10 protein-coding genes and 2 pseudogenes are annotated in these 11,251 nt (G+C 69.3%); 3 read left to right on the top strand and 9 right to left on the bottom strand.

The features are described from left to right. Positions 1-78 precede the first annotated feature (78 nt). The 8 genes and pseudogenes from ACWD4J_RS11155 to ACWD4J_RS11120 all read right to left on the bottom strand — a co-directional run bounded on the left by ACWD4J_RS11155 (position 79) and on the right by ACWD4J_RS11120 (position 6,865). Entirely contained in the window at positions 79-390 is a 312-nt protein-coding gene (locus ACWD4J_RS11155; RefSeq protein WP_451395059.1) for a DUF1330 domain-containing protein, read from the bottom strand. Between the two features lie 72 nt (positions 391-462). Next, entirely contained in the window at positions 463-1,440 is a 978-nt protein-coding gene (gene egtD / locus ACWD4J_RS11150) for an L-histidine N(alpha)-methyltransferase (RefSeq protein WP_451395258.1), read from the bottom strand. A gap of 99 nt (positions 1,441-1,539) precedes the next feature. Further along, positions 1,540-2,229 (bottom strand): annotated as a pseudogene (gene egtC, locus ACWD4J_RS11145) (ergothioneine biosynthesis protein EgtC); the annotation flags it as partial. After that, complete coding sequence (gene egtB, locus ACWD4J_RS11140; protein ID WP_451395257.1) at positions 2,229-3,548, bottom strand: ergothioneine biosynthesis protein EgtB; 1,320 nt, start codon at positions 3,546-3,548, stop codon at positions 2,229-2,231. The gene egtB and the pseudogene egtC, both read right to left, overlap by 1 nt. 121 nt (positions 3,549-3,669) lie before the next feature. Next, positions 3,670-4,914 carry an ergothioneine biosynthesis glutamate--cysteine ligase EgtA gene (gene egtA, locus ACWD4J_RS11135; protein WP_451395058.1) on the bottom strand — a complete coding sequence of 415 codons (1,245 nt, stop codon included), beginning with the start codon at positions 4,912-4,914 and terminating at the stop codon, positions 3,670-3,672. Positions 4,915-5,018: 104 nt separating this feature from the next. Then, on the bottom strand, positions 5,019-5,408 hold the full coding sequence (locus ACWD4J_RS11130; protein WP_451395057.1) for a DUF427 domain-containing protein: 390 nt from the start codon (positions 5,406-5,408) through the stop codon (positions 5,019-5,021). A gap of 54 nt (positions 5,409-5,462) precedes the next feature. Further along, the gene (locus tag ACWD4J_RS11125) at positions 5,463-6,224 is read right to left on the bottom strand and encodes an SDR family NAD(P)-dependent oxidoreductase (RefSeq protein WP_451395056.1); all 762 of its coding nucleotides are present in this window, start codon (positions 6,222-6,224) and stop codon (positions 5,463-5,465) included. A 77-nt stretch (positions 6,225-6,301) separates the two neighbouring features. Beyond that, positions 6,302-6,865 carry a TetR/AcrR family transcriptional regulator gene (locus ACWD4J_RS11120; RefSeq protein ID WP_451395055.1) on the bottom strand — a complete coding sequence of 188 codons (564 nt, stop codon included), beginning with the start codon at positions 6,863-6,865 and terminating at the stop codon, positions 6,302-6,304. Between the two features lie 235 nt (positions 6,866-7,100). On the opposite strand from ACWD4J_RS11120, the gene ACWD4J_RS11115 reads away from it, so the two are divergent. Beyond that, positions 7,101-7,745, top strand: a complete 645-nt coding sequence (locus ACWD4J_RS11115) for an NADPH-dependent F420 reductase (RefSeq protein WP_451395054.1) — start codon at positions 7,101-7,103, stop codon at positions 7,743-7,745. Positions 7,746-8,142: 397 nt separating this feature from the next. Here the strand turns inward: ACWD4J_RS11115 and ACWD4J_RS11110 are convergent, their stop codons facing one another. Next, positions 8,143-8,574: a hypothetical protein gene (locus ACWD4J_RS11110; protein ID WP_451395053.1), complete on the bottom strand. Its 432-nt coding sequence runs from the start codon at positions 8,572-8,574 to the stop codon at positions 8,143-8,145. Positions 8,575-8,679: 105 nt separating this feature from the next. On the opposite strand from ACWD4J_RS11110, the pseudogene ACWD4J_RS11105 reads away from it, so the two are divergent. Then, positions 8,680-9,995 (top strand): annotated as a pseudogene (locus ACWD4J_RS11105) (aldehyde dehydrogenase). 265 nt (positions 9,996-10,260) lie between these two features. Further along, complete coding sequence (locus tag ACWD4J_RS11100) at positions 10,261-11,247, top strand: aldo/keto reductase (RefSeq protein ID WP_451395052.1); 987 nt, start codon at positions 10,261-10,263, stop codon at positions 11,245-11,247. Positions 11,248-11,251 lie beyond the last annotated feature (4 nt).

Here is an 11,251-nt window from a genome sequence, read left to right as displayed (position 1 = left end):
CAACGTCCCCGGACTGGCCGACCTCCGACGGCACGGCGCGGCGCCTCGAACACCGACGGCGCCACGCATGCGGCACGGTCACTCAGGCTGTGACGGCACCGCGAAGCCGGTCACGATGACGGCGTTGGTGTCGGCCGCAGCCTGCCGCAGGGGCTTCGCCTTCTCGTACACGGCTGACTCGTACCAGGCCCTGGCTGCCTCCACCGAGGCGAATTCGAGGACGATGGTCTGGTCGCCGTGCCAGTCGCCTTCGAGAACCTGCGGTTGCGTGTCGGCCACCAAGATCGAAGCGCCGGACTCTGCGAGCGAAGGTGCGGAGGCCTGGGCATAGGCGGCCATGCCGTCCGGGTCCCTGACCGCCTCGGTCAGAATGACATATGCCTTGGGCATGGGATTCTCCTCATGAAGTAGGACTGCGTTTGCGGGAAGTTGACTTGCGGTGAGTGACGATCCGGATGAACGTCAGTTCGGGACTGCCAGGACGAGGGCGTAGCGGGCGGCTGGGTCGGTCCACCAGTGGCGGACGGTGAAACCGCCTGCTTCGAGTTCGGCGGTGAGCGTGTCGCGGCGGAACTTGCAGGAGAGCTCGGTGCGCAGGTCTTCCCCTTCGGCGAGGTCGAGGGTGAGGTCGAGGTCAGGGATTTCGACGGTGTGGGCGGTGCGGGAGCGCAGGCGCATCTCGACGCGTTCGTGCTCGGTGTTCCACAGGGCGATGTGGTCGAAGAGGTCGGGGTCGAAGTCGGCGCCGAGTTCGCGGTTGAGGATGTGGAGGACGTTCTTGTTGAAGTCGGCGGTGACGCCAGCCGCGTCGTCGTAGGCGCGGACGAGGATCTCGGGATCTTTGACCAGGTCGGCGCCGAGCAGCAGGACGTCGTCGCTGCTGAGGGCGTGGGACAGAGTGCGGTAGAAGGCGCCGCGCTGTTCCGTGTCGAAGTTGCCGATGGTGCTGCCGAGGAAGGCCAGCAGGCGCGGGCCGGGCTCGTCGGACAGAGCCAGGTCGGTTTCGAAGTCGGCTACGGTCGCGGAGACGGTGAGGCCGGGGTAGTCGTGGCGGATGGCGCGGCCTGCCTCTTCCAGGGCGGGGGCGTTGACGTCGAGGGGCGCGTAGCGGCGCAGGGTGCCGGCGGCGGTGAGGGCGTCGAGCAGCAGCCGGGTCTTGCGGGAGGAGCCGGAGCCGAGCTCGACCAGGGTGGCGGCGCGGGTGAGTTCAGCGATCTCCGGGGCGCGGCGGGTGAGGATCTCCTCCTCGGCGCGGGTGGGGTAGTACTCCGGCAGCCGGGTGATCTGTTCGAACAGTTCGCTGCCGCGCTTGTCGTAGAACCACTTGGGCGGCAGGGTGCGCGGCGCGTGGCCCAGACCGTCGCGGACGTCGGCGTGGAGCGTGGTGGTGAAGTAGTCGGCAGGCAGCCGGTCGGTGAGGGTGAAACTGCCGTCGGTCATGGGGCGTCGTTCCTTGGGGTCAGGGTCGTGCGGGGTGTGCAGGGGGACGATCCGTACGCCGGCCTTGGCGGCCAGGAGCAGGGAGCGGTCGGGGACTTCCTGCCATTCACCGGGGGTGTCGTCGGGCTCGGAGGCAACCAGAACCGTGCCGGGTCCGGTGCGGTACCACAGGGTGTCGCCCCAGGCGGTGGCGGCGATCGTGTGGCCGTCCGTGAGCAGGAGGTTCAGCCGGGCGGTGGGCCGGGCCGCGGCGACCTGGCGGATCACCGCGGCCAGGGCGCCGGCGGGCGGTTCGCCCTGGCGCAGGCGGCGCACGGTCATGGCCCACAGCAGGGCCGAGTCGCTGTGGGCGTCCAGGGCCAGCAGCTCGGCGGGGCTGAGGTCGGTGGGCAGGCGGGTCCAGTCGGGGACGGCGCCGTTGTGGCTGAACAGCCAGCGGCCGTCGCGGAAGGGCGCGGCCGCCGACTCGTCCTGGGTGGTGCCCTCGGTGGCGGAGCGGACGGCGGCCAGGACGGCGTGGCTGCGGATCGTCGCGGCCAGTTCGGGGAAGTTGGCGTCGGCCCAGATGGGCACCGCCCGTCGGTAACGGGCGGGTTGGGCGAACCCGGCGTCGCCCTCCCCGGTTTCCGTGTCGTCTGGGTACCAGCCGACTCCGAACCCGTCGGCGTTGACCGTCCCGTGCTGCTGTCTGGCCGGCTGCCAGGACTGCTCGTGCAAACTGTGCGCAGGCTCGGTGAGCAGCCGTGCGAGTGGCACGGGCGGTCCCACGTAAGCGAGGTGACGGCACATCAGGCGCGTCCGTTCTCAGACGCGTCGCGGGCGGTGCGGAAGCCGGCGAAGATCTGCCGCCGGATCGGGTAGTCCCAGTTGCGGAAGGTGCCCCGGGCGGCGACCGGGTCGACGGAGAAGGCACCGCCGCGCAGCACCTTGTACTCGGGGCCGAAGAAGACCTCGGAGTACTCGGCGTAGGGGAAGGCGGTGAAGAGGGGGTAGGGGGTGAAGTCCGAGGCCGTCCACTCCCAGACGTCGCCGATCAGCTGCCTGGCCCCGCTGGGTGCGGCGCCGGCCGGGTAGCTGCCGGCCGGCGCCGGCTGGAGGTGGCACTGTCCGAGGTTGGCGTGCTCGGGACCGGGCTCCGCGTCGCCCCAGGGGTAGCGGCGGGAGCGGCCGGTGGCGGGGTCGTGTCGTGCCGCCTTCTCCCACTCGGCCTCGGTCGGTAGCCGCCGTCCGGCCCAGCGGGCGTACGCGTCGGCCTCGTACCAGCTCACGTGCAGTACTGGCTCGTCGGCAGGGACCTCCTCGGTGACGCCGAACCGGCGCCGCAGCCAATGCCCGCGTTCCTGATGCCAGAACAACGGCGCCTCAATGCCTGTCGCCTGGATGTGCAGCCAGCCGTCGGGCGTCCACCACTGGGGATCGCGGTAGCCGCCGGCCACGACGAACTCCTGGTAGGCGGCGTTGGTGACGGGCACGGTGTCCAACCAGAAGGAGGGGACGTCCACGGTGTGGTGCGGGCGTTCGTTGTCCAGCGCCCACGGGTCGGTGCTGGTGCCCATGGTGAACGGGCCCCCGGGAACCAGCACTTCACGGGGCAGCCCGGCCGCGTCCGCGGGTGCCGGGGGCGGTGCGGTCGCGTGCAGGACGGGGGCGCCCTTACGCAGCTGGAGGGTGGCGAGTATCGTCTCGTCGTGCTGCTGTTCGTGCTGGGCGAGCAGGCCGAAGACGAAGGCGTCGGCGAGCAGCGGATCGGCACTGCCGGGTGAGGTGTCTACGGCAGCCAGCACGTCCCAGGCCTCGGCGCGCACCGCGGCCAGGTAGTCACGGGCTGCGTCCGGGGCGAGCAGCGGCAGGGCGGGGCGGTCGGCCCGGGGGTGCTGGAAGGCGTCGTAGAGCGGGTCGAGGTCGGGGCGCAGCCCAGGGCGGCGGCCGGCCGTGCGGACCAGCCACAGGTCTTCCTGGTTGGCGATGTGGGCCAGGTCCCAGACCAGCGGGGACATCAGCCGGGAGTGCTGGGCGGTGAGATCCTCGTCGGTGAGCTGGTCGGTGAGGGCCAGGGTCCGGCGCCGGGCGGCCTCCAGCGCGGTGCGGGCAGCGGAAGACGGGGACACGGGCGGTCGTACGGAGGTCTCGGCGGCCGGGGAAGCAGGCGCGTCGGGGTCGGACGTGGCCCCGTTTCGGGACGTACTGGTGGCAGGGTGAGAGTTCGTCACGGCATGTCTCTTCGGAGGTTCAGGTGCGGCGGAGCGCGTGCAACTGGTCATGGGCTGGGGACAGGCCGCGCTCTGTGTAGCGCCCGGCGAAATCGGCCAGCGCCTGCCGCAGGGCCGCCGGGGTCCCGGGGCCGGCCAGGGCACTGTCGGCCGCGGCGAAGCAGGCGCGGGCGGCCTTGGCGAGGTCCGGGTCGGCGAGGCCGGTGCGGGCCGCCCGCAGCCAGATGTCGTCCGAGGGGACGGGCCGTGCGTCCGGGCAGAGCGGCTCGGTCGCCGCGTAGGCGGCATCGGCGGCGGCCGGGTCGTTCAGGAGGGTCGCGGCCAGCACGGTCGGCACGATCCAGCCGTCGCCGCGTTGCGCATCCGTCATCCGCAGCTCCAGCCAGCCGCGCGGCCTTACCGGCGGGAACAGGGTGCTGAGGTGGTAGTCCAGGTCGGCCAGGGTCGGCCGCCGCAGACCTGGTGCGCCGCGCAGCCAGTCGCGGAAGGTCAGCCCCGGCGGCGCGGACCAGTCGCTGTTGTCGTCACCCGGTATGCACATCACCTTCGCGTCGAGCGCGTAGCGCGCCCAGGCAACGCGGGGGTCGGGGTGGTAGCGGGGCTGGTGAGTGCGGCCGGCATCCATCCGGGACCAGACATCCTGCCGGGTGGACAGCCACCCGGTGGGCCAGCCGTCCTGCAGCGGGGAGTTGGCGAACGCGGCGACGAAGACGGGGCCGATACGGTGGGCGAGTTCCCAGCGGTAGCGGTAACCGGAGACACCGTGGGAGTCGTCGCCGGCATCCAGGTTGATCTGCACGGACGCGGTGCGGCGCATCATGACGCGGCCCCAGGGGCCCTCACGGTCGAAGAAGGTCTCCATGGCCCGGTAACGGGGCTGGTCCAGCAGGCGAGGCGGTTCACGGTAGGGGTCGAGGCCCCGGCCGACCAGTGTCAGACCGGCCTGTTCGACGGCCTCGCGCAGCACGGCCAGGTCCGTGGCCATCGCCTCGACGCACGCGGTGAGCGAGAGGGCCGACGGGGAGCTCAGCTCCACCTGGCCGCCCGGCTCACGGGTGAGCCTGCTGCCTCCGGGCAAGGCGCCCGCTGCTTCGACGGGCGCGAGGGCCGCGTTCAGCCGGGCGACGGATATCGGCAGCCCAGGGTCGTGGCGGTCCTGGACCAGCCACTCCGTCTCCACACCGGTCCGCCGGGGCGGGCCGGTCTTGAAACACACACCTTGTGCATGCGCTTCCGCCTCCTCCAGTGTCAGTTCGGTCGTCATGGTCTTTTCCTCTCTCATCGGATTGGGGCGGAGCAGTCGGTATTCGGGGGTGCGGGGTGGGAGTGGCGTGACACCGTGAACCGCTCCCACCCTGGACAAGGCCGTCAGTCGCTTACGGCCTCGGAGACAGTGATCTGCACGTGCTCGGGGTAGAAGGCCACGTGACCGGCGATCGCCCCCACGGCCTCGTAGGGCTCCTCGTAGAACCACACCGCGTCCGCGATCACGCTCGCGGAGGTGACGAGGTTGTAGTACGACGCCTCACCCTTGTAGGGGCAGTAGGTGTCGGTGTCCGTTCGCTGCAAGAACTTCTGGTCGACGTCGGCCAGAGGGATGTAGTGGACGGGCGGGAAGCCGGCTTCGTTCAGCGTGACGGCGGAAGTCGTCTGGGCGACGACCTCTCCTCCAAGTCGAGCGACCACACGTATGAGACTGGGGTTCTCGGTGATCTCGATCGGGTGGTCCGGCCCGGGGATCCTTATCTCACGGGACATCAGTTTTCTCCTTCTCTTTCTCTGTGGGACTGCAGGTGATCAGACGGATCTGATTCAGCCGCCGTCGATGACGTAGTCGGCGCCGACGATGTTTCCGGCGACGCCGGAGAGGAGGAACGCGATCAGGGACGCGACTTCCTCGGGTTCGGTGATGCGCCCGCTGGTGATGTGGAAGGCCTCCGGGATTCGGCGGAGGAACTCCGCCTGCTCGACTCCGGCTGCGGCCGCGAGCTGGCCGCCGCCTCTGCCGGCGTCCTCCCAGGCCGAGGTGCGGACCACTCCGGGGGAGACGGTGTTGACACGCACACCCTGGGGGCCGAACTCTTCGGCCAGAGACTTCCCGAACACGTTGAGAGCCGCCTTGGCCGCACCGTAGGCACCCATGCCAGGGGCTGGCTGTCGGGCGCCGGTGGATGAGACGTTGACAATTGCGCCGCGGCGCTCGATCAGGCTGGGCAGCGCGGCCCGGGTGGCGCGGACGGCGCTGAGCAGGTTGAGGTCGAAGACGCGGGCCCACTGGGCGTCATCGGTGTCGAGGAATCCGACGATGTCTCCTACGTCCCCGACGTTGTTCACCAGCAGGTCGATGCCGCCCAGTTCCGCGAGGGCGCTGTCCATCAAGGCGGTGACGCCTTCGGCGGTGCTCAGGTCCGCCGAGAACGTGAGAGCACCGGTTTCCTTCAGCTCAGGCGTGATGGTGCGGGCGGCACCCATGACGCCGACGCCCTCGGCGATCAGCGCGCGGACGGTGGCCAGTCCGATGCCACGGCTAGCGCCGGTGACGACCGCCGTCTTGGAGGTGAGATTGAGGTTCACGATATTCCGATTCTTGAACTGCGGCTACAAAATAAGGCCATGAAGCGCCCCGACAGTTGCGACTGTCGGGGTTTGAGTCAGAGAGCGTCGATCGTCGCGTCGATCACCCGGTGGAGCCGGTCCGGTCCGTCTTCGATGCGCGCCAGGAGCCGCAACCCCACCATGGCACTCAGGAGCAGGCTCCCCAGGGTCGCGGGGTCGCGGTCGGGAGCGATCTCTCCCGACCGCTGCCCTTCCTCGACCAGCGCCCGGAAGACGTCCTCAACGAGGTCGAAGTCACGACGGACCACGCGGACCGCCGCCTCATCAGTTCCCGCGAGTTCTCCCGCGGTATTGACCATCATGCAGCCCTGGGCACCCTCGTCGACCATGAACTCCAGCGCCTTACGGAGGCGCTCCCTGACCGGGGCAGACCCCTCGAGCAGCTCCGCCAGGACGCGAAGCCGACCGTCGACATAGCGACTCAGCGCCCGTTCGAACAGTGCATGCTTGCTCCCGAACGTGTTGTAGAGGCTACCCATGCCGATGCCGAGCGCGTCCGCCAGGTTCCGCGGGGTGGTCGCGCCATACCCCTTCTGCCAGAACACCTCCATGGCCTGCTCGACGGCGACATCCGGATCAAACTGCTTCGGCCTTGCCATGAGAGACACACTAACACCATTCTTGAGCTCTAGCTCAAATTATGGAAAGCTCACCCCGCCCAGCCGGCGCATCCAGGCTGCCGTCGAGCTGTCGAACGCTCCTCGCCCTGGTCCTCGCCACCGGCCGCCGTCGCGCATTCTGCAGATCTCGGAAGGCGAACACCGACCAGTTCTTGCACGGCGACCCGAGGGTCCGCACCGCACCGGCAGCCCAGGAACAGCGAAGGGAAAGTCCATGACAACGTTTGGAATCATCGGCGCCGGAGAGATGGGGGTCACTATCGCGCAGGCAGTCATAGGTCTCGGCCACGATGTCGTGATCGCAAACTCCCGTGAGCCCGAAACGCTCGCGACGCTGGTTGCGAAACTCGGCCCGAAGGCTCGCGCTGCGACCGCTGTCGAAGCGGGTGAAGCCGCGGACGTCGCGGTCGTCGCGGTGCCATGGAGAGTGATCTACGACATCCCTGTCGAGCCGCTCGCAGGCAAGATCGTGATCGACCCGAACAACTACAGTCCACTGCGCGATGGCGTATTCGAGGAACTCGAACGCGGGGAGAAGACCACCTCCGAGCTCCTGCAGGCCCATCTGCCGACTTCGAAGGTCGTCAAGGCGTTCAGCCACCTCAACTACTTCGCCATCATCACGGACGGGGCGCCTGCCGGCTCGCCGAACCGCCGCGCACTCGGCTACGCCAGTGACTACCGTGAAGCGGCTGAGTTCGTTGCCGATCTCTACGAACGACTCGGCTTCGACGCTGTCGACACGAGTCCGCTCAGTGAGTCATGGCGGCTTGAGCACCCCCGCCCCGCGTACCCCATTGCTCGGGTGAACAAGAGGCAGCTGAGCGCCTATTTTGCGAGGGCCAAGCGCATCGCTTGACGGTCCACAGCCTCCGGAGGCGACGCCGGACGCCTCCAGATGAATGACGCCGCGAGTCTCGGCCCGCCACTGCGCATGGATGCGCCTCGTCTCAAACGCGTCCGCCATCCAGCCGTCGGTGACCTCGCCCTCGGCTTCGAAGCCATAGCGCGGTGCGCCGCCCCCGGAAGCTTGTTCCGCCTTGCCGGACACCGTTGGCGTGATGGTTGGGCTGCGAGTCCGGTCTCGTACTCGGCAGGGCTGCCGTGGCCGAGGTGTGTGCCGCAAAGGCGAGCAGCAAGGAATCTCGCAGCTCGTCGAGTGCGGACGAGTCAATGACGTTGGACACGTTCCACCACAGACCGAACTGACTGTGCAGCCTGCTCCATCGCACCGCGAGAGGCCATCGTGCAGCCCATCACGGAAGGTGCTCCGGCTGCCGGGGCAGGACACGGACCTTGGCTGCCGCCGCGTCACGTCCGGACTGAGCAGCCTGCTCCAGTGACAGGAGGTTGAGGGCGGTCGCATAGATTTGGAGCCGTTCCTCCAGGAACCGGCAGTGGGCCTGCAACGCCATGTGCTGCGTCTTCAACTTCTCGTAGGCATCCGCAGACCGACCCTGTGAGGCTCGCTTCGCCTCCTCCTCGGAGGTCTTGGCCTGGAAGAGATCTTTGAGGTCGGGATGCTGGTGAGTGAAATGCCAGCGTTTGACGTTGGCCTCAACGGCCAGTCGGGACACGTTAAGCCGCCCGTTCGACCGCTGCGGAGTGCCGGCGAACAGCCGGTTCATCGCGGCGAGGATCGCTCGGCGGACGGGGTCCGCCTCGTTGTCGAAGGGGAAGGTGGTCATCGGTCTGCGGCTCCTCGCTCATGCGCCTCGATGATCGACTTCAGGCGGCTGAGTTCGCGCCGCTCGCGCTCGTGACGGACCGGTGGAGCCAATGGATCCGCGACGATCTCGGCGAACTCGGCGGCCGCTGCCCGCGCCGCCTTCGACGACCCGTCGGGCTGGGCGACTTGGGAGCCCGCCCGGCGTGCCGAGGTGATGGACCGCCTCGCCGACGCCATCGACAAGCGAGCCGACGCTTTCGTCGAGCGGGTCAGTGCCCAGACGGGATGCCGGTCGCCGTGGCCCGCCAACTGGAGGCCGGCTACCCGAGCGCCGTACTGCGCTATTACGCGGGACTGGCACGCCAGTTGGCCGTAACGGAGACACGGGACGGCCTGTTCGGCGGTTCCATCGAGGTCCGCAAGACGCCAATCGGTGTCGTCGCGGCCATCGTGCCGTGGAATTTCCCACAGGCCCTGACCATGTTCAAGATTGCACCGGCGATGGCCAACGGCTGCACCCTGGTCATCAAGCCCTCGCCCGAGACCGTGCTGGACGCCTACCTGCTGGCCGAGGCGGTCGCGGAGGCCGAGGTTCCGGCCGGTGTCGTCAACATCGTCCCGGCCGGGCGCGCGGTCGGCTCCTATCTCGTCTCCCACCCGGCCGTGGACAAGGTGGCCTTCACCGGCTCGACCGCCGCCGGGCGGAACATCGCCGAGGTGTGCGGCCGCCTGCTGCGCCCGGTCACCCTGGAACTCGGCGGCAAGTCCGCCGCGATCGTCCTGGACGACGCCGACCTGAACCTGGCCGAGATCGGCGAGGGTCTGTTCGCCTCCACCCTCCTCAACAACGGCCAGACCTGCTTCGTCGGCACCCGCGTCCTCGCTCCGCGCAGCCGCTACGCCGAGGTGGTCGACGTCTTCACCGCCTTCGCCGGCTCCCTGACCGTGGGCGACGCGAGCGACCCGGCGACCCAGATCGGCCCGATGGCCACCGCCCGCCAGCGCGAGCGCGTCGAGTCGTACATCGCCAAGGGTCGCGGCGAGGGCGCCCGTCTGACGACCGGCGGCGGACGCCCCGACGGCCTGGAGCGGGGGTGGTTCGTGCAGCCGACCGTGTTCGCCGACGTCGACAACAACGCCACGATCGCCCAGGAGGAGATCTTCGGACCGGTGCTGTCGCTCATCCCGTACGACGACGTCGACGACGCCGTCCGCATCGCCAACGACTCCGCATTCGGGCTCGGCGGCACGGTGTGGACGTCCGACCCGGAGCGCGGCGCGTCCGTCGCCCACCGGATCCACACCGGCACGATCGGCGTCAACCGCTACCTGCCCGACCCTGTCGCCCCGTTCGGTGGAGTCAAGGCCAGTGGCCTGGGCCGCGAACTGGGCCCCGAGGGCCTCGCGGCCTACCAGCAGTCGCAGACGGTCTATCTGTGAGCGCGTGTCGGTGACCCCGCAGTCTCCTCCCACTCCGGCGGCGAACGCGTTCCGACGCAGGACACCCCGTTGTTGAGGGGTGTCCTGCCAGTACACGTAACGGGCGGCCCTTCCACACACCGGTGAGCCACGGTTTCATCGGCTGTGGCACCAGGCGGGGCCGCCCCGGCTCTGTTATGGATGTTCCAGAGTGGTGCAAGAGCCACCCCCGCACGAAAGCGCGACGGCGCCGGTTGCCACACCACCGCTTCCGGGAGGACACACGATGCACACGCGCACACTCGGCCAGGGTCTGCAGGTCTCCGCCATCGGCCTGGGATGCATGGGCATGTCCCAGAGCTACGGCCCCAACCCCGGCGACCGACAGGACATGATCGCCGTACTCCGCGCCGCCGTCGACCGCGGCATCACCTTCTTCGACACCGCCGAGGTCTACGGCCCCTACGTCAACGAAGAACTCGTCGGCGAAGCCCTCGCCCCGGTGCGGGACGAGGTCGTCCTCGCGACGAAGTTCGGCTGGCGCATCGAAGACGGGAAGGTCACCGGGCTCGACAGCCGGCCGGAACAGATCAGGCGTGTCGCCGACGCCTCTGTGCGCCGACTGCGCGGCGAGACGATCGACCTCTTCTACCAGCACCGCGTTGATCCCGACGTCCCCATCGAGGACGTCGCTGGCGCGGTCGCCGAACTCGTACAGGCGGGCAAGGTACGCCACTTCGGCCTGTCCGAGGCCGCGGCGACCACGATCCGCAAGGCCCATGCCGTCCATCCCGTGACGGCGGTGCAGAGCGAGTACTCCCTGTGGACCCGCGATCCGGAGCCCGAGGTCCTGCCCACACTCGCCGAACTCGGCATCGGGTTCGTGCCGTTCAGCCCGCTGGGCAAGGGCTTCCTCACCGGCACGGTCGACACCACGACCTCGTTCGCCGAGGGCGACGTCCGCGCCACGATCCCCCGCTTCAGCGAGGAGAACCGGGCCGCCAACCAGGCGCTGGTCGACCACGTCGCCGCGCTCGCCAAGACCAAGGGCGCCAGCCTCGGGCAGGTCGCCCTGGCCTGGCTGCTTGCGCAGCAGCCGTGGATCGTCCCGATTCCCGGCACGCGACGCGTCGCGCGCCTGGAGGAGAACGCCGGCGCGACCCAGGTCGCCCTGTCCTCCGACGAGGTCGCCGACCTGGACGCGACGGCGGCACGCCTCGGCGTGTACGGCGACCGCTACAACGAGATGCACATGGGCATGGTCGGCCGCTGACCTG

The organism is Streptomyces sp. NPDC002577, assembly GCF_053594815.1.
The sequence above is the reverse complement of the archived record's forward strand: the minus strand, read 5'-3'. Positions and strand labels throughout refer to the sequence as shown.

What these genes read in the sequence shown, in the direction of transcription:
- ACWD4J_RS11155 (WP_451395059.1), bottom strand. Translation starts at nt 390, where the DNA reads ATGCCCAAGGCATATGTCATTCTGACCGAGGCGGTCAGGGACCCGGAC.
- egtD (WP_451395258.1), bottom strand. Translation starts at nt 1,440, where the DNA reads ATGACCGACGGCAGTTTCACCCTCACCGACCGGCTGCCTGCCGACTAC.
- egtA (WP_451395058.1), bottom strand. Translation starts at nt 4,914, where the DNA reads ATGACGACCGAACTGACACTGGAGGAGGCGGAAGCGCATGCACAAGGT.
- ACWD4J_RS11130 (WP_451395057.1), bottom strand. Translation starts at nt 5,408, where the DNA reads ATGTCCCGTGAGATAAGGATCCCCGGGCCGGACCACCCGATCGAGATC.
- ACWD4J_RS11120 (WP_451395055.1), bottom strand. Translation starts at nt 6,865, where the DNA reads ATGGCAAGGCCGAAGCAGTTTGATCCGGATGTCGCCGTCGAGCAGGCC.
- ACWD4J_RS11115 (WP_451395054.1), top strand. Translation starts at nt 7,101, where the DNA reads ATGACAACGTTTGGAATCATCGGCGCCGGAGAGATGGGGGTCACTATC.
- ACWD4J_RS11110 (WP_451395053.1), bottom strand. Translation starts at nt 8,574, where the DNA reads ATGACCACCTTCCCCTTCGACAACGAGGCGGACCCCGTCCGCCGAGCG.
- ACWD4J_RS11100 (WP_451395052.1), top strand. Translation starts at nt 10,261, where the DNA reads ATGCACACGCGCACACTCGGCCAGGGTCTGCAGGTCTCCGCCATCGGC.